14 protein-coding genes are annotated in these 16,835 nt (G+C 71.1%); 6 read left to right on the top strand and 8 right to left on the bottom strand.

The features are described from left to right. Window positions 1–5: 5 nt before the first annotated feature. From FHU13_RS16955 to FHU13_RS16925, 7 genes are all read right to left on the bottom strand, one after another. Window positions 6–1,190: a hypothetical protein gene (locus FHU13_RS16955; RefSeq protein ID WP_183437036.1), complete on the bottom strand. Its 1,185-nt coding sequence runs from the start codon at window positions 1,188–1,190 to the stop codon at window positions 6–8. A gap of 70 nt (window positions 1,191–1,260) precedes the next feature. Beyond that, window positions 1,261–1,782 (bottom strand): hypothetical protein, encoded by a 522-nt coding sequence (locus tag FHU13_RS16950; RefSeq protein ID WP_183437035.1) that lies wholly within the window; start codon window positions 1,780–1,782, stop codon window positions 1,261–1,263. Then, a complete protein-coding gene (locus FHU13_RS16945) occupies window positions 1,779–3,170 on the bottom strand; it encodes a hypothetical protein (protein ID WP_183437034.1) in 1,392 nt (463 codons plus the stop codon). Before FHU13_RS16945 ends, FHU13_RS16950 begins: the two co-directional genes overlap by 4 nt. Before the next feature lie 242 nt (window positions 3,171–3,412). Beyond that, window positions 3,413–4,744: a hypothetical protein gene (locus FHU13_RS16940; protein ID WP_183437033.1), complete on the bottom strand. Its 1,332-nt coding sequence runs from the start codon at window positions 4,742–4,744 to the stop codon at window positions 3,413–3,415. Beyond that, window positions 4,741–6,843, bottom strand: coding sequence for a caspase family protein (locus tag FHU13_RS16935; protein WP_183437032.1), 2,103 nt, complete (start codon window positions 6,841–6,843; stop codon window positions 4,741–4,743). Before FHU13_RS16935 ends, FHU13_RS16940 begins: the two co-directional genes overlap by 4 nt. A gap of 265 nt (window positions 6,844–7,108) precedes the next feature. Then, entirely contained in the window at window positions 7,109–7,369 is a 261-nt protein-coding gene (locus tag FHU13_RS16930; RefSeq protein ID WP_183437031.1) for a hypothetical protein, read from the bottom strand. 125 nt (window positions 7,370–7,494) lie between these two features. Further along, window positions 7,495–8,451: a GlxA family transcriptional regulator gene (locus FHU13_RS16925; RefSeq protein ID WP_183437030.1), complete on the bottom strand. Its 957-nt coding sequence runs from the start codon at window positions 8,449–8,451 to the stop codon at window positions 7,495–7,497. Window positions 8,452–8,583: 132 nt separating this feature from the next. Between FHU13_RS16925 and FHU13_RS16920 the strand changes: the two genes are divergently transcribed. Then, window positions 8,584–9,378, top strand: coding sequence for an SDR family NAD(P)-dependent oxidoreductase (locus tag FHU13_RS16920; RefSeq protein WP_183437029.1), 795 nt, complete (start codon window positions 8,584–8,586; stop codon window positions 9,376–9,378). A 117-nt stretch (window positions 9,379–9,495) separates the two neighbouring features. On the opposite strand, the gene FHU13_RS16915 is transcribed toward FHU13_RS16920, so the two are convergent. Then, entirely contained in the window at window positions 9,496–10,374 is an 879-nt protein-coding gene (locus FHU13_RS16915; protein ID WP_183437028.1) for a LysR substrate-binding domain-containing protein, read from the bottom strand. Between the two features lie 231 nt (window positions 10,375–10,605). On the opposite strand from FHU13_RS16915, the gene FHU13_RS16910 reads away from it, so the two are divergent. From FHU13_RS16910 to FHU13_RS16890, 5 genes are all read left to right on the top strand, one after another. Then, window positions 10,606–11,592, top strand: a complete 987-nt coding sequence (locus FHU13_RS16910; protein WP_183437027.1) for a DMT family transporter — start codon at window positions 10,606–10,608, stop codon at window positions 11,590–11,592. A gap of 29 nt (window positions 11,593–11,621) precedes the next feature. Beyond that, a complete protein-coding gene (locus tag FHU13_RS16905) occupies window positions 11,622–12,638 on the top strand; it encodes a zinc-binding alcohol dehydrogenase family protein (protein WP_183437026.1) in 1,017 nt (338 codons plus the stop codon). A 181-nt stretch (window positions 12,639–12,819) separates the two neighbouring features. Beyond that, window positions 12,820–13,266 carry a (2Fe-2S)-binding protein gene (locus FHU13_RS16900; protein WP_183437025.1) on the top strand — a complete coding sequence of 149 codons (447 nt, stop codon included), beginning with the start codon at window positions 12,820–12,822 and terminating at the stop codon, window positions 13,264–13,266. An 11-nt stretch (window positions 13,267–13,277) separates the two neighbouring features. Beyond that, the gene (locus FHU13_RS16895; protein WP_183437024.1) at window positions 13,278–15,536 is read left to right on the top strand and encodes a xanthine dehydrogenase family protein molybdopterin-binding subunit; all 2,259 of its coding nucleotides are present in this window, start codon (window positions 13,278–13,280) and stop codon (window positions 15,534–15,536) included. 28 nt (window positions 15,537–15,564) lie between these two features. Next, window positions 15,565–16,575: an SLAC1 anion channel family protein gene (locus FHU13_RS16890; RefSeq protein ID WP_183437023.1), complete on the top strand. Its 1,011-nt coding sequence runs from the start codon at window positions 15,565–15,567 to the stop codon at window positions 16,573–16,575. Window positions 16,576–16,835 lie beyond the last annotated feature (260 nt).

Below are 16,835 nucleotides of genomic sequence, written 5' to 3'. Positions count from 1 at the left end.
GCCCATCAGCGCGTCAGGGCGTGGACGAGCCGTTCGCTCGGCGGAGCCGCTCCCGCCTCCGGCCGTGCTTGGACCGCGTAGACGAGGTTCTGCCGGCTGCCCTCGCGCAGGAAGAAACCCTGTGCCCCGTCAGCGAGCCTGACCGGGGGCAGGGTGGCGGCGCGCAACTCCGGCCCGATCTCGAGCTGCAGGCCCGGCGCCGCCGCGATGGCGAGCCCGCAGAGTTCGGGCACGAGCCGGGTCGGGGTGAGGCGGCCGCCGCTCTCCGGCGTGACGAGGCGCCGCTCCGGCAGGTCGGCGCCGAAGGCAACACGGCGGCAGGACGAGCCGGGCGGCGCCCGCAATTCCTCGACGCGGATTGTGGCCGGTCTGTCCCCCGCGGCGGGTTTTTCGAGCGCGGACGGGGAGGGTGGTATGGTCTCGGCGCTGCGCGCGAGTTCGGCCGAAGCGGTACCGGTGGCCGGATCGGTTGCCGAGTTGGTGACCGGAGCGTGTCGGGCACCGAGGGCGATGAACGTGACGACCGCGACGAGGCCCGCCGCCGCGGCGGCGCCCGCCGGCAGGGCGAGGCGCCCTAGACGTCGCCGCGGCTCGGGCGGGTCCCTGTCTCTCGGCCGGGTCAGCGCCTCCAGGGCCGCTTCTACGGTCCCGCCCGGTAGGATGTGGGGCGCCTCTTTCCGTCCGAAGGCGCGGAAGGCCGCCTCGGCTGCACCCCGCTCCGGCCCGGCCGGCAGCAGAACCGCGAGCGGCACATTCGGCGCCTCGGCGAGCAGGGCGCGGGAGCGCTCGATCTTGTCGAGGAGGGCGTAGTCGCCAGGCAGCACCGCAAGATCGCGATCGACCGCGCCGGTCGCCCAGAGGATCAGATCGGCCTGCGCCGGCTCCGCGGTGAAGCGGTGGCTGCGCGCGGCAAGGCCGTGGGCAAGACAGACCGGTACCTCCCAGGAGCGGCCGGCATCGAAGGAGCCCGAGAGGCGCAGTTCGTGCGGCCCCCCCGCGTCGCCGCCGAGCCCGGCGACGGGCCCGCCCGGTGCGCAGAGCCGGGCATAGTCGGCCGACCAGGGCAACGGGCGGTAGTCGCCGTCGGCGAAGGCGGCTGGCGCCGGTAGGCCGGGGCGTGGGCTCAGCGATCGCAGGCGGAGCGGGCCCCTTGTCGTCGGGATCACGACGAGGATAGCGGGCCCGGTCATGCCAAGCTCATGCTCGATCCCTTGCCCAATCTCTTATCCAACGCGATCCGCCGGGGCGCGACCCGCCCTCTCACAACAGGAACACTGCGCAGGCCGGATCACGCAGCATGTGGCCGATCCGGTCGGCCTCGGCCACAGCCGGATCGAGAGCGAGCAGGATCGCGCCGTCGACCGGCGTGCCGAGATCGAGCCGCACCGTCTCGTCGCCGAGCCACGCCTCGATCAGCCGCGGCATCCGTTCCACCGGCCCCCGCAGGATCAGGAGCGGGGGCGCGCCCTCCAGGATCTCCAATTCGAAGGGGCCGACCCGGCGCCGCATCAGCGCCCCGTCGGAGGCCGCGGCGGCGAGGGGAGCGTGGGCCAAAGCCTGCGCGCCGAGCAGCGTGCGGTAGCGCCGGGCGGCTTCGGGATCGGAGTGGATCGCCCGGACCACGGCGAGATCGACCGGGCCGCCCGGCTCCCGGTTGGCGTGCGCCCAAAGGGCGGCGTGGCTTGGCCGGGCGGGTTGGCCCGGCCGGAGAGCGGCATGTTGCGTCCGCATCAGGGCACGGGCAGCGTGGAGTTCGGCAAGCAGTCGGGCATCGTCGCTCACGCCGCGGCCTCCCCGGCATAGGCCGCCGTGAAAGCCGCCGCGAACACGGACCGATCCGCCGAGAAGGTCGCGTCGAGCGGGCGCTGCCGGGCGAGCGTCGCGAGTGCGCGTTTCAGCCGGTCCGCCTCCTCCGCAAGGCGCAGAAGCGCCGCCTCGACGGCCGCGAAGCCGGCTGCAACGGTGGGGCGGTCCTCGAAGCCGGACCGGCGCACCCGGCGCAGGTCCGCCTCTGCCGCCTCCAGCGCGGCGCGTGCCTCCGGCGTGAGCCCGTCACGCTCGGCGATGCGCAGGGCCGCCGCGATGCGCAGCATCCGCGCGAGATGAGCCGCAAGGGCACCGGCCCGCTCCTGGAGCGCGGCGTAGCTCTCGGCCTCGGCGCAGGTCGCCCGTTCGGCGACCTCGCCGCCGCCGCCGCCTCGGCGCAGGCGATTGGCGAGGCCCGACTGGACCCGCCCGAAGCTCGCGGCCCGCAAAGTCGTCAGCGGGCGGGTGCGGTGGAACGGCTCCAGGCGCAGGAAATCGGTCAGATCCTCGCGCTCGGCCCCGGTGAGAATCTTCGGGCCGTCCGGCCAGTCGGCCAGCAGGGCTGCCAGAGTTTCCGCGGGCTCCGAGGTGGCGAGATCGCCGAGCGCCGCGTCGAGCCGCTCTTCCCAACCCGCATGCGCGTCGAGGGAGACGGGGGCGGACAGCCCCTCCAGGCCGCCCACCAGGTGCGCGCCCGCCTCGAAGGTCACGAAATGCTCGGCGACCGTCCGGAAGCCCGGCCGCTCGCCCACCTCCATTTCGGTGCGCCAGAAGGCCAGGATGTCGTCGTCGGTGAAGGCCTTGCGGCCGGCCAGGAAGCCGAGAATCGCGCGGAAGCGGCGCTCCAGCGGCGCCAGCGGCAAGTGGACGTTGCGGTAGGCGGAGAGATGGCGGGCGAGACGCTTTGCCAGGAAGGCGGCGCCCTCGGCATCGGGCGCGGCGGCAAGGTCGTCGAGCCAGCCCGTGACGGCGGCGAACTGCGCCAGATCCTCCGCCGTCAGCACGAACTCGGCCAGCGCGAGCAGTCGTGCGAGGCCGGCCCAGCTCGTGCGCCATGCCTCGCCGAGCACCGGGCCGCGGGCATCGGCGGCGGCGCCTCCCGAGAAGCGCGCCTCCACGGCTCTGGCGGTCGCGAGGCCTGGATCAAGCGCTAGCGTGACGAGGTCGCGCCCGTTCCGGGCGTCAGTTGCCCGGGCCAGGGTGGCGAGAGCGTGGGCGAGGTCCCAGAGCGGCTTGTCGCGGTTCGGGCGCACGGCCCCGGTAACGACCCGGGTAAGCCAGGCGCGGTCCTCGCGGGAGAGGTCGCGGCCGTCGCAGACGGCGGCCAGATCAGCCGCGCAACGCTCGTCATATCCGCCGGTCATACGCCTCCCGGTGCCGGGGCTCCGCGCAACCCCTTGCGACTCTTCGATTCGCCGTATGGTTATCCCGAGCCCGGCCATCCGTCACCCTCCGGTGCCGAGCGGGCGCGCGGCACACCCGCTCCATGGACCGGACAGAGGCCGATCGGGGATGACGTCGCGGGCCTGCCGTCACTGCACGGCGACCGGGACATCGATGCCGCCGCTCGATGAACGTCCGGCCCATCATTGGGCCCGAGAGCGCCTCACCGCACCACGATCCGCGCCGTTGCCTCGGTCACGCCGGGCGTCGCCCGGATTTTCTCGAGGAGGTCGAGCACATCGGAGGGCTGCAGCAACTTGGCCTCGCCGTCCGTGCCCGGCGCTGCCGCGAGCCAGCGCTCGGCGAGTTCCGGCGGCAGACCGCCCTCGACGCCGAAGCAGGCGAACAGGTTCTCGAACGGCTCGCCGGCCACGATCTCGTCGAGGCCGTAGCCGCGCGGGTAGCGTTTTGCCTCACCGGGCTTGAGCGGCGCTGCCGAGGCGGCGTTGCCGCGCACCGGCAGGGCGACGAAGGCAGTCTCGTCGGGTGCAACGACCCAGCAATAGAGGTTTTGCCGGGCGCGCGCCTCGATGCGCATCTCCACCCGCTGTCCAGCGGCGAAGGGCGTGGCGCTGGCTGCGACCGTGAGGCGCCCGGCATCGGTGCGGGCAGTGGCCGCCAGATGGTCGAGGAAGGGCCGCGGCGTCGGATCGCAGCCGAGACCCTCGATCCCGATCCGCCGCCGCCCCGTTGGGGCCAGCACCGCGCCGTCGCGCTGGAACTCCAGCTCCATCCAGGATTGCCGGTTCTGATCGGAGAGGAAGCGTCCGCGCGCCGTGACCGCGCCGGCGCAGGCCGTGCCGGGCGGTCGGCGGCGCACGTCGAGGCGTGCGCCCTTCAGGATGCGGTTGGCCGAGCGCGCCTCGGCGTCGAGCGCGATGACGAGCCGGTCGGTGAGCGCGCCGGCGCAGGTCGAGTGGCCGCCCTCCGCCACGAAGGGACAGACTTCGACCGCGCCCGCATTCGGCGCGGCCCCCGCGAAGGCCTTCACTGCGCCCTCCATCACCGCGTCGATGTCGGCGACGCCGGCCCCGACGCGGATCGGCAGGATCACGGGCTCGCTCGTGGCCTTGCACGTGGCGTTCCGGGTGATCGCCTGGAGCCGCAGGGCCGCGGTCTCGCCGGCCCGGCGCGGTTCTACCAGGAACACGCTGGCGTCCCCCGAGAAGGCCGCGCGGATCTGAGCCTCGGCCTCCGCCCCCGACAATCCGGTGGTGCCCTCGCGCAGGGCCTTGATCCGGACGACGTCGGCGGCGGCGGCGAGCCGCACGCGGTTTGTTGCCTGGAGTCGGCTCTCGACGGCGAGGCGCACCTCTTCGGCCTGCTCGCGTGAGAGCGCGGTCTGGCCCGGCTCGACGCCGACCACGGCCAGCGTCAGGTCGGCCCGCCCGGCGCAGGCCGCCACCGCATCGAGGAAGGGGCTGAGCGCGGCGGTGCCGGGATCGGCGCGGGCGGCCGCGGGGAGAAGCAGGAGGGCTGCGAGGAGAAGCCTCATTCCGCCTCGTTCGCCCGGGCGTACTGATCGAGAGCGCGGACGAAGACCGGATTGAAGCGGCCGTCGAGGGCACCCGAGTAGTAATCCGCCTCCTTGACCGCGCGCTGAACGGTGCGGATCGTCTCCGGCTTCAGCTTCTGCGCCGCCGTGTCGGTGGCCGAGACCGAGGCCGCACCGAGTTCGCCCCGCTTCAGAGCCCGCAGCACCATGTCGGCGGAGCTCACGCCCGGAAAGTAGCGGCCGAAGCCGTTGTCGATCAGCGTCGCCATCGTCGCCATGGCAACGGGATCGCCCTTGTCGGCCGCCTGCCGGAACAGGTCGAAGCCCTGGCGCAGATCCTTCGGAAAGCCGTAGGCGCCGGTGGCGTAGTGCGGCACCAGCTTCGAGATCGAGGCGACGTCGCCGCCCGCGACCGCGCGCTTGTAGAGCGCCACCGCCCCGGCCTCGTCCTTCGGGATGCCGTTGCCATATTCCAGCATCCGCGCGGCGTTGGCGAGCGCCACAACGTTGCCGCCCTCGCCCGCCTGCCGGTAGAGCCGGAAGGCTTCCGCTTGCGCGCGCCTCACGCCCTGGCCGTTCTCGTAGAGCGTGGCGAGGTTGTTCATCGCCGAGACGCTGCCGGCCTTGGCGGCCCGGTCGTAAGCCGAAAACGCCTCCTTATAGCGGTCGGCCCGGTCGTAGGCGCGGCCGAGCTGGTAGGCGAGGCGGCGCAGTTGCGGATAGGCGGCGAAGGCGCCGCGGCAGGCCTCGATGGCTGCGGACGCCTCGATCCGCCCGAGTTTCACCCCCGGCACGCCGTTCGGCCGGTCGGGATCGTCGGTGCCGGCGGCGAGTTCGTCGCAGCGCTTCACCCGCGGATCAGTGCTCGGATTCGCGCCGCCGAGGTAGCCCTCCGCGAGACTGCGATAGGCGCAAGTCTCGCCGCAGGAATCGAGATAGGCCTGGTATTGCCGCTCTCCGCCGAACTTCGCCCAGTTCTCCTGGTCGATTGCCGCCGCGTCGCGCTTGCGGCCGGCGAGCAGGCGGTCCATCGCCTGGGAGCGGTAGGCGCACGCCTCGCCGCAGGTGCCGACATAAGCCTCGAAAGCCTCGCGCGTGCCGAGGCTTTCCGCCCGGCGCCATGCCGCCTCGTCGCGGATCGCGGCGGCGCCGCCGGCCACCGCCGCCACGGGCAGAGAGGCCTTGACCACGATCGGCGCGTCGTCGATCTCCGGCACCTGCTCGCGGCCCGAGGCGCGCCGCGCCGCTTCCTCGACCTCGCGGCGCAGGTAGTCCTTCAGCTCCGGCCACTGGATCAGCCCGTCGCCGTCGCCCTGTTGATCCTTCGAGTCGGCAAGGCCCGAAACGCCCATCAGGAAGCGGCTCGTCAGAAGCCCGAGCTTGTTCGGTTCGTCCCAGTTCGCGGGCATCGCGCCCGAGGTGGCGACGAGGCGCACGATCCCGCCCTCCGCCTTGGGCCGCGCCGGGGCGAAGCCGGGTGCCGAGACCGCGAGCAGGCTCTCGCCCTTGCGCCCTGTCTCGCCGGTGAAGCAGGCATCGACCATCACCACAAGCTGGCGCTCGGGCCCGATCTTGCGCTTCACGAGGTCGAGGTTGCGGTAGAGGGTCTCGAGGGAATAGCCGCTCTCACCCTGGTTCGGGTTGCCGTCCTCGGGCAGCAGAAAGGGTTGCCGCGTGGTCAGATCCGGCACGCCATGGCCGGAATAGTACACGAACACGTTCGAGCGGCCCTCGCGCGCGCTACGCCAAAGCCGGCCTGACTGCGGATTGCGCTCGGTGCCGAAGACTTGGTTGAACTCGTTGAGGGTCGCGTCCTTCAGGATGAAGACGTTGCTGTCACGGTAGCCCAAACGCTCTGTCAGGTAGGCGCGGATCGCCTCCGCGTCGTTATGGGCGTAATCGACCGGCACCGTCTGCTTGTAGCTTCGGTTGCCGATCACCACCGCGACCGAGTCGGCGTTGTCGGCGAAGGGGGCCGCCTCGGGCACAGCCTGGGCCGGTGCGGCGAGGGTGAGGCAGGTTGCCAAGAGGAGCGCAGCTCGACGGAAGCGTCTGTGAAAGGCTCTGCGCGCGGCGAAGACCGGGGCCTGTCTCGGCATGCGGATCGTCCTCCTCTCGGTTCGCGGACCGAGGCTGTCATCCTTGGAGCGGGGCGCGTCCGCGGTCGGACGCCGCCCAGGGGTAGTCGCTCGGTGGCTGGGAAACAATGTCGCCTCGTTTGCCCTGCTGCGTGGCCGACGAGGACCGTCACGCGCCTCCGGCAAGAGAGGGTGGCGAGGCTCAGCCCCCGGCAAACAGCGTCAGGATGAGGCCGAGGGCAGCGAGGTGGAGCGGCGAGAGGGCGGCCAGCATCGCGGCGCCTCCCTACGGCAGGTAGAGGCCGCGGCCGCAGCGGCGCACCCGGCGGGCCTCGACATAGCCGGTGTAGCGGTTGAACACCTCGACCGTGCGATAGAGGCAGTACCGGCCGGAATTGCGTCCGTTGTAATAGATGCCACCATTGTCGAGATCGACGCCGAGGAATTCCTGATTGGCGGGCTGGGGGGCGCTCTCCTGCGCGAAGGCGGAGGGCGCGGCGCCGAGGAGACCGGTGCCGACGAGCGCGAGGATCATCACCTTGTTCATGTCGCATCTCCCTGAACGGGCGGCTTCCCTCCGCCCTCGCCAGGGGCATGGGAGCGACAGAACGATTTTCGCGCGGACCGGCCGGAAAAGAATCGCGAACCCGACAACCGAGACCGCGCCCTGGATCACGCCACGGAAGTTTCCGGCCCCTCGATCAGTCGCAAGCTGCGGCGCAGGCTCTGCGGCGGATGGCCGAAGGCGCGCAGGAAGGCACGGCGCATCCGGTCGCGGTCAGCGAAGCCCGTGTCGCGCGCCACCACGTCCAGGGAGTGGCGCCCCTCTTCGAGCATGGCCTTCGCCGCCTCCAGCCGCAGCCGCTCGACCGCCTTGGCCGGGGATTGCCCGGTCTCCTCGCGGAAGAGGCGGCTGAACTGGCGCGGACTGACGCTCGCGGCCTCGGCCAGTTCCTCCACGGTCAGCGGGTTGCGCAGGTGCTCCTTCGCATAGACGAGGGCGCGGCGGACCCGGTCCGAGCGCGGCTCCAGTTCGAGCAGCGCCGAGAACTGTGACTGGCCGCCGGGGCGCCGGTGATAGACCACGAGCTTGCGGGCGATGGCGCGCGACAACTCGGCGCCGTGGTCGTCCTCGATCAACGCCAGCGTCAGGTCGATCGCCGCACTCATCCCGGCCGACGTCCAGACATTGCCGTCTGCGACGAAGATGCGGTCGTCATCGACGCGGATCAGGGGGAAGCGCTCCTCCAGGTCGCGGGCATGGGCCCAGTGCGTCGTCGCCAACCGCCCGTCGAGCAGCCCGGCCTCGGCCAGCGCGAAGGCGCCGGTGCAGAGGCCGGCCACGCGCCGCGAGGCTCGGCCGGCCGCGGCGATGTAATCCCGCAGGCGCGGCGAGAGCGGGCGGGGCAGCAACTCGCCGACCACCATCAGCGTGTCGGGGGGGGGCACCAGTGCCACGGTCTCGATCCCGATGCCGAGCGAGGAGCGGACGGTGCCGCCCCGCTCCGACATCACGATCAGCCGGTAGGCCTCGCGGCCGAGATGCACGTTGGCGAACTCGAAGGCCGACAGGGCGGCCAACCCCATCACCTGGAATCCGTCCTCCAGGATGAATCCGACCTGCCGCATCGAACGCTCCAATGTCCTGATTTGACGTTTATACGTCATTTCGGACATCCACGTCCAGGGATAGGGTCCTGACATCAACAACGGCCACGCAGCTCCGGCCGCCGGGGCTGGCCTCAGGACAGGACAACGACCATGACCTCGACCTCTGGGACCGTGCTGATCACCGGTGCCTCCTCCGGCATCGGCGCCGTCTACGCCGACCGCTTCGCCGCGCGCTCCCACGACCTGATCCTCGTCGCGCGCAACAAGGCGCGGCTCGATGCCGTGGCCGACGACCTGTCCCGCCGCCACGGCGTCGCAGTGCGGAGGGTCGAGGCCGACCTGACCGACCGCGCGGGCCTCGCCGCGGTCGAAGAGATCCTCAAGAGCGACCCGCGCATCACGCATCTCGTCAACAATGCCGGCTTCGGCAGTGCCGCGCCCCTCGCCGCGGCGTCCGTGGACGAGATGGAGCGGATGATCGCCATCAACGTCACCGCGCCGATGCGCCTGACCTACGCCGCGGTGCCCGCCTTCACGGCCCGCGGGAGAGGCACGATCATCAACATCGCCTCGATCGTCGCCATCGGACCCGAGGTGCTGAACGGGGTCTATGGCGGCTCGAAATCCTTCGTCCTCGGCTTCAGCCATTCCCTGCGCAAGGAACTCGACGGCACCGGCGTCACGGTGCAGGTGGTGCTGCCCGGCGCGACCGGAACCGAGTTTTGGGACGTGGCCGGCCTGCCCGTGAGCAACCTGCCGCAGGATTGGGTGATGTCGGCCGAGGATCTGGTCGATGCGGCGCTCGTCGGTCTCGATCGGGGCGAGTTCGCCACCATTCCCTCGCTTCAGGATGCGGCCGAGTGGGACGCCTGGGAAGCAGCGCGCCGGACGATGTTGCCGCACCTGTCGAGCGCCGTGCCGGCCGCGCGCTACCGCGCCGCCTAAAAATCAGGTTTCGAAAGGACGAGTCCTTTCGCGGATCCAGGGCAGAGCCCTGGAAGAGGGCCGGGGCTCTGCCCCGGCGCCCCGCCAAACGGCTCGCCCTTTGGGAACCCCAAACTGTTACGCCGCGAAGTCCAATCCGTCGCGTCCGGCGAGGCTTTCGCCGAGGAAGGTGATGAGCGGCTGAACGAGGTCGGCGGCCCGCTCCTCGCCGAGGACCATGACTTCGGTCATCGGCAGGGCCGGCCAGATTTCGGGAGCCCGCAGGATCTGCATGCCCTCCTGCAGGAAGGAGCGGCCGAGCAGTGTCACGCCGAGGCCGCCGGCCACCGCCGCCTGCACCCCGGTGAGGCTGCTGGCGGTGCAGGCGGCGTTCCACTCCCGGCGCACCGAGTCGAGCGCCGCGATCATCATCTCGCGGTAGCTGCAGGGCGGGGCGAGCATCACCAGCCGGGCAGGCTTCGTGAAATCCAGTTCGTAATCGGCGGAGGCCAGCCAGACGAGCGGCTCGCGCCAGATCACCCGGCCGCGCGGATGGGTGCCGCTGCGCTTGGCGATCACCGCGTCGAGGCGATTGGCGTCGTAGGCTTCGAGAAGGGTGCAACTCAGCCCGGTCATCAGATCGATATGCACCCCGGGATAGAGCCGGCCGAAGCGCGCGAGCAGTTTCGGGAGCTGTCCGGGGATGAAGTCCTCGGACACGCCGAGCCGCAGCGTCCCGCTGGCCGGCGGCTCGCGCCACTCGCGCATCAGCTTGTCGTTGAACTCCAGCATCTGCCGGGCGGCGACGAGCAGGCGCTCGCCGTCCGGAGTCAGGCCGAGGGTGCGGCTGGTCCGGTCGAAGACGCGCCGTCCCAGGATCTCCTCCAGACGCAGCACCTTCTGACTCACCGCGGATTGCGAGCGGTGCACGACATCCGCCGCGGCCGTGAAGCTGCCGGTCTCCGCCACCGCCACGAAGGCGCGGAGCAGGTCGAGTTCGAGGTCCGGGTGACGCATGGCCCATTCGCTTCGTTGCTGAGAGCGGCGGACGCGCCGCGCCGCGCCTCATGCCGGCGCCGCATCTTCGTGGCCCCCATATTCGCCAGCAAGCAGAAAATCTGATCGCATCGATCAGAACTATGCGTTTCCCAACTTTATCGCTGCGGTCCATTCTTCGTCTTGCCGGTCACGACGACCGGCCGGACGAGCTCCGAGCTCCTCCTCGCTCCCGCCTCGAAGAGGCCAGCCATGTCTGCCTCACCTGCCGTCCCGACGCCTCCGGCCTGCCATGTCCTGCCGACTTCGCCCGTGCTTCGGCGCGGCGGCGCCGTAGACTCGGCACCGGCGCTTCTGCTTGGCGGTGCGATCCTGCTCTGGGGCGCGAACTGGCCGGTGATGAAGCTCGGGCTCGGCCACATCTCGCCGCTCTGGTTCTCGGCCCTGCGCTTCGCCACGGGCGCGGCCTGCCTGTTCGCGTGGCAGGCTGCCCGCGGTGAAGTGCGATGGCCGCAGCGTGCCGACATGCCCTTCATCGCCTCCATCGGCCTTCTGCAGATGATGCTGTTCACGGCGCTCGGCGCCGTGGCGATGACGCATCTGGCGGCCGGACGCTCGGCGATCCTGAGCTACACCACGCCGATCTGGGTCGTGCCGGTGGCGGCTCTGGTCTTCGGCGAGCGGATCGGACGCTGGCAAGGCACCGGGATCGGGCTGGCGGCCCTCGGCGTGCTGATCCTGTTCAACCCGCACGCCGTCGATTGGCGGGACGGCGCCGTGCTCGGCGCCCACGCGATGCTGCTCGCAGCCTCCGCCGCCTGGGCCGCCTGCATCCTGCATCTGCGCTATGGGCGCTCGAGGGGCTCCGCTGCGCAGCTCGCGCCCTGGCAGATGCTCCTGGCCGCCGCCGTGCTGCTGCCGCTCGCCCGCGTGGTCGAGGGGCCGCTCACTGGGGACGGGACGGGGACGTTCTGGGCCTGCCTGATCTTCGTCGGGCCGCTCGCCACCGCCTTCGGCTTCTGCGCCGTCAACGCCGCGAGCCAGCGGGTGCCGGCGAGCCAGATGTCGACGCTGATGCTCGCGGTGCCCGTCACCGGCCTCGTGATCGCGACGGTGACGCTGCACGAGACGCCCGGACCCGACCTCATCCTCGGCACGCTGGCCATCGTTCTCGGCATCGCCGTGAGTGCAGTGCCCGCCCGCGTCACCAGCTCAAACCGCGTGAAAGCCCGCATCTGACGCGGGTCTCGACAAGAAGGATTTGCCCCATGCGTGCCGTCGGCTTCCACAAACCCCTGCCCATCGAGGACGAGCAGGCGCTGCTCGATCTCACGCTGCCGGAGCCCGTGCCGGGGCCGCGCGACCTTCTGGTCCGGGTGCGGGCGGTCTCGGTCAACCCGGTCGATACCAAGGTCCGCAGGCGCGCGAACCCGCCCGAGGGTCAGCCGCAGGTTCTGGGCTACGATGCCGCCGGCATCGTCGAGGCGGTCGGAGGGGAGGCGACCCGGTTCAAGGTCGGGGATGCAGTCTTCTATGCCGGCGCCCTCGGCCGGCCCGGCACCGATGCCGAGCTGCATTGCGTCGATGAGCGGATCGTCGGCCACAAGCCCGCCTCTCTCTCCTTCGCCGAGGCCGCGGCGATGCCGCTCACCGCGATCACCGCCTGGGAGGCCCTGTTCGACCGGCTCGATGTCCGCCAGCCGGTGCCGGGGGCGGCGCACGCTCTCTTGATCGTCGGCGGAGCCGGCGGTGTCGGTTCGATCGCCGTCCAGCTTGCCCGTCAGCTCACCGACCTGACGGTAATCGCCACCGCCTCGCGGCCCGAGACGGCGGCGTGGAGCCGGACGCTCGGCGCGCATCACGTCGTCGATCACACCCGGCCGCTCGCGGCGGAAGTCGCGGCGCTCGGCCTCGGCGCCCCGGCCTTCGTGTTCTCGACCACGCACACCGACCGGCACCTGCCGGAGATCGGCGCCCTCATCGCGCCCCAGGGCCGGTTCGCGCTGATCGATGATCCCGCCGCCCTCGACGTGCTCCCGTTCAAGCAGAAGAGCGTCTCGACGCATTGGGAGTTCATGTTCACCCGCTCGATGTTCGCCACCGCCGACATGGACGCCCAGGGTCACCTGCTCGACGAGGTGTCGCGCCTCGTCGATGCGGGCACGCTGAAGACGACGGTAGCCGACCATTTCGGGGTGATCTCGGCCGCCAACCTCCGTCGTGCCCACGCACTGATCGAGAGCGGGCGCGCCAAGGGCAAGATCGTGCTGGAGGGCTGGGCCTGACAGAGGGCGGTGCGCCATCTCGGCCGCCGTTCGTCGCGCCGAGCGCGTGCCGCCCCGTGGACAAGGCGGAGTACCGCCACTTCGTCGGTCTGTCCGAAAATGCTGTGTTTATGGCGTTGCCCCGTTCCGGGTCATCGATGACCATGGATACGCTCAGGCGAAGCCTCGGAGGCATCGGTCGATGGTGAGTCTCACGATCAACGGTCATCAACATCAGGTCGATGCCGAGCCGGATACGCCGCTTCTCTTCGTCCTGCGCGACGCGCTCGGACTCACCGGCACCAAGTACGGCTGCGGCATCGGCCAGTGCGGGGCCTGCACGGTTCTGCTCGACGGGCAGGCGACCCGCTCCTGTCAGGTGCCGGTGGAGAGCATCGGCGCGCAAGGTGTCACCACCATCGAGGCGATCGAGGCGGACCCGGTCGGCGCCCGCGTCGTCGCGGCCTGGGTCGGGATCGAGGTGCCGCAATGCGGCTACTGCCAGTCCGGCCAGGTCATGGCCGCGACCGGCCTGCTCAAGGAGACCCCTAAACCCTCGGAGGACGAGATCGCCGCGGCGATGACCAACCTGTGCCGCTGCGGCACCTACAACGCCATCGCCGTCGCCGTGCGGCAGGCCGCGGCCTGAGGGAGGCGAGGATGAACGATCTCACGCCCCTCCGTCGCGTCGGCATCGGTGCCCGGCACGACCCCGAGCCGGTGCAAAACCTCTCGCGCCGCGGCTTCCTGGGTGTCGCCACGGGCGCGCTCCTGCTCGGCGTCGGCCTGCCGATCGAGGCCGCGGCCCAGACCCGAGCGGAGGGCCCGGCGGCGGTCGCGCCGAAGCCGGGCACGCGGGTCGCCGCCTTCCTCGAGATCCGCCCGGACAGCTCCGTGCGCCTGCTCAGCCCCTTCGTGGAAGGCGGCCAGGGCATCAATACCGGGCTCGCCCAGACCATCGGCGAGGAACTCGACCTCGATCCGGCCCGGTTCGCGGTCGAATGCGCGCCGCCCGGCCCGGACTACGCCGTCGTCAACGGTCTGCGCATGACCGGTGGCAGCTTCTCGACCCGATCGAGCTTCGAGGCGATGCGCCGGCTCGGCGCCACCGCCCGCGAGATGCTGCTGCGCGCGGCGGCCGCCCGGCTCGCCGTGAAGCAGGACAGCCTGACGACCGAGGACGGGCGCGTGATCCACGCCGCCTCCGGTCGGACGCTCGGCTACGGCGAACTCGCTGAGGCCGCGCTCGCACTCCAGCCGCGGGACGATGTTTCGCTGAAAGATCCCAAAGACTTCCGCTGGATCGGCCGGCCGGTGGCCCGGCTCGATAGGCGCGACAAGGCGACCGGACGCACGACCTACACCATCGACATCCGCCTTGAGGACATGCTGCACGCGGCGGTGCAGCATGCGCCCCATCTCGGCGCCGAGCCGCAGGCCATCGCCAACGAGGCGGAGGTGCGGGTGATGGCGGGCGTCCACTCGGTTCACCGCCTGCCCGGTGCGGTGGCGGTGGTCGCCGATTCCTGGTGGCGCGCGCGTAAGGGCGCGGAAGCGCTGCAGGTCGCCTGGACGGAGCCGGTCCCGGACGGGATCGCGACGGTCTCGAAAACCTTCTCCTCGTCGGCGATGCTGGCGGCGCTGAAAGGCGCGAACGAGCCCGGCATTCCGGCCGAGCGGGAGGGGGATCCGGCCGCCGCCTTCGCGGGCGCGGCACGGGTGATCGAGGCGGAGTACGACGCGCCCTATCTCGCCCATGCGCAGCTCGAACCGCCCTCGGCGGTCGCCCGATTCACGCCGGATGGCAGCCTCGATCTCTGGCTGCCGAACCAGATGCCGGAGCTGTTCCAGGACATCGCCGCGAAGACCGCGGGTCTGGCTCCGGAGCAGGTGCGCATCCACTCGCCGATGCTGGGCGGCTTCTTCGGGCGCCACTTCTACTACGGCCCGGCTAACCCGTTCCCGCAGGCGATCCTGCTCGCGCGGGCGACGGGCCGGCCCGTGCGGGTGCTGTGGTCGCGGGAGGAGGAGTTCGGCATGGACGCCGTGCGCCCCTTGAGCTTCGCCCGCTTCAAGGCCGCACTCGGGGCCGACGGCATGCCGGTGGCGCTTCAGACCACGGCGGTCGGCGAGGGCCCGATCGGCCGCTGGTTCGGCGCCCTGTTCAAGTCGCCGGTCGATTCCTCTGTGGTCGAGGGCCTCGACAAGAAGCCCTACGCCATTCCGAACCGGCGCCTCGACTACGTGAAGGTGGCCCATCCCGTCACGATCGCCTTCTGGCGCTCGGTCGGCCACTCGATGAACGACTACTTCTACGAGAGCTTTCTCGATGAGATCGCCGCGGCCGGGGGCCATGATCCGTTCGACCTGCGCGTGGCGCTGCTGAAGGACAGCCCGCGCCACCGGACGCTGCTCCGGGCGGTCGCGGATCTCGCCGGCGGCTGGCGGCGCGGTCCGTTCGCGGCGGAGGATGGCACCCGCCGAGCCTGCGGCGTCTCGATGGCCTCGCCCTTCGGCTCGGAAACCGCGACCATCGCCGAGGTGTCGCTGAAGGACGGCGAGGCGCGGGTGCACGACCTCTGGATCGCCATCGATCCGGGCAGCGTGGTCAACCCGGCCATAGTCAAGCGCCAGGTCGAGAGCGCGGCGGCGCTCGGTCTCTCCTCCACGCTGCTGGAGCAGGTGGTCTACGAGAACGGCCAGCGCCAGGCGAAGAACTTCGATACCTATCCGATCCTCGATCGTGAGCGGATGCCGCGGGTGCACGTCACCATCGTCGAGAGCGGAGCGCCGATGGGCGGCATCGGCGAGCCGGGCCTGCCCGGCGTGCCGCCCGCGGTCGTCAACGCGGTCGCCGCCCTGACCGGTCAGCGTGTGCGCAGCCTGCCGCTCGCCAAGACGCATCTGTCCGGGGTCTGAGGCCGCAGGACGGGGGAGGGACGGGATCATGACGACGGTCGCGGTATCGCAGGAGGCGAGGCCGGCTCGCGCTGGCCTCGCGCCGCGCTTCGAGTACCTCCCGGTCGCCCTGTTCGGCGCCGTGATGGGGCTCACGGGCCTGAGCGTCGCGTGGCGTCTCGCAAGTGCGCGCTACGGCCTGCCTGCCCTCGTCGCCGATGCGATCGGCTGGGGCGCGCTTCTCACGTTCCTCGTCCTCACGCTGGCCTATGGTGCGAAGGCGGTCACGGCTTGGTCGACGGTGCTGGCCGAGTTCCGCCATCCGATCGCCGGCAACCTGTTCGGCACCATCCTCATCAGCCTTCTGCTGCTGCCCTTCGTGCTCAGCGGTGTCAGCCCGATGCTCGGCGCTGCGGCTTGGGTGACCGGTGCGGCGGGCATGGTGGTGTTCGCCGTCCTCATCGTCAGCCGATGGATGGGAAGCCGCCAGCAACTCGCCCACGCGACGCCCGCTTGGATGGTGCCGGTGGTCGGCCTCCTCGACATCCCGCTCGCCGCCCCGACGCTCGGCCTGCCTCACACGCAGACGCTGACGATGTTCGCGCTGAGTGTCGGCCTCTTCTTTGCCGTGCCGCTCTTCACCCTGGTCTTCGCCCGCCTCGTCTTCGAGGAGCCGCTGCCCGCCGGTCAGCGGCCGACGCTGATGATCCTGGTCGCTCCCTTCGCCGTCGGATTCTCCAGCTACACCGCGACACTCGGCCGGATCGATGCCTTCGCGGAAGCACTGTTCCTCATCGGCCTGTTCGTTCTCGTCGTGCTCGTCGGCCGCCTCCACGATCTGCCGCGATGCTGTCCGTTTCGCGTCTCGTGGTGGGCCGTGAGCTTTCCCCTTGCCGCCATCTCCGTTGCGGCTTTGCGTTACGCCGGGCACGCAGACATGGTCGCGATCGACGCTCTGGCCCTGGGGCTGCTCGCCTTCGCCACTGTGGTGATCGCGGCCCTTGCCGTCCGGACGCTTGTCGGGGTCGCCCGCGGCGAACTGCGCCGGCTCACGAGCTAGCTTTCGACAGGCGCCGACGCCGACGTCACCGGTCATGTGCCGTCGGCCGACAAGCCGGCCTGTGGCTGAGGAGTTCACGTCGCTCGTGGAGGGCCATGCCACTCCACGAGGTTTCCCTGTGGCGCCCCTCTTCGGGCTATCTCCGATTTTTCGATTGACGGCTCCGGCGCGGCTGCCTATACCCAATTTCACCGACGGGGCGCCGCGGCTCACCAGTGGGTGGAGCGGGGTTCTCGGGGGTCTTCGGGCTTGTGGGTGGA

Source organism: Methylobacterium sp. R2-1 (assembly GCF_014191355.1).
Lineage (GTDB): Bacteria > Pseudomonadota > Alphaproteobacteria > Rhizobiales > Beijerinckiaceae > Methylobacterium.
This window is presented reverse-complemented; position numbering and strand designations above follow the sequence as displayed.

Excerpts from the sequence above, each read along its gene's own strand:
- FHU13_RS16915 (WP_183437028.1), bottom strand. The coding sequence starts at position 10,374 with ATGCGTCACCCGGACCTCGAACTCGACCTGCTCCGCGCCTTCGTGGCG.
- FHU13_RS16945 (WP_183437034.1), bottom strand. The coding sequence starts at position 3,170 with ATGACCGGCGGATATGACGAGCGTTGCGCGGCTGATCTGGCCGCCGTC.
- FHU13_RS16905 (WP_183437026.1), top strand. The coding sequence starts at position 11,622 with ATGCGTGCCGTCGGCTTCCACAAACCCCTGCCCATCGAGGACGAGCAG.
- FHU13_RS16895 (WP_183437024.1), top strand. The coding sequence starts at position 13,278 with ATGAACGATCTCACGCCCCTCCGTCGCGTCGGCATCGGTGCCCGGCAC.
- FHU13_RS16940 (WP_183437033.1), bottom strand. The coding sequence starts at position 4,744 with ATGAGGCTTCTCCTCGCAGCCCTCCTGCTTCTCCCCGCGGCCGCCCGC.
- FHU13_RS16955 (WP_183437036.1), bottom strand. The coding sequence starts at position 1,190 with ATGACCGGGCCCGCTATCCTCGTCGTGATCCCGACGACAAGGGGCCCG.
- FHU13_RS16920 (WP_183437029.1), top strand. The coding sequence starts at position 8,584 with ATGACCTCGACCTCTGGGACCGTGCTGATCACCGGTGCCTCCTCCGGC.
- FHU13_RS16900 (WP_183437025.1), top strand. The coding sequence starts at position 12,820 with ATGGTGAGTCTCACGATCAACGGTCATCAACATCAGGTCGATGCCGAG.
- FHU13_RS16930 (WP_183437031.1), bottom strand. The coding sequence starts at position 7,369 with ATGAACAAGGTGATGATCCTCGCGCTCGTCGGCACCGGTCTCCTCGGC.
- FHU13_RS16910 (WP_183437027.1), top strand. The coding sequence starts at position 10,606 with ATGTCTGCCTCACCTGCCGTCCCGACGCCTCCGGCCTGCCATGTCCTG.
- FHU13_RS16890 (WP_183437023.1), top strand. The coding sequence starts at position 15,565 with ATGACGACGGTCGCGGTATCGCAGGAGGCGAGGCCGGCTCGCGCTGGC.
- FHU13_RS16925 (WP_183437030.1), bottom strand. The coding sequence starts at position 8,451 with ATGCGGCAGGTCGGATTCATCCTGGAGGACGGATTCCAGGTGATGGGG.
- FHU13_RS16935 (WP_183437032.1), bottom strand. The coding sequence starts at position 6,843 with ATGCCGAGACAGGCCCCGGTCTTCGCCGCGCGCAGAGCCTTTCACAGA.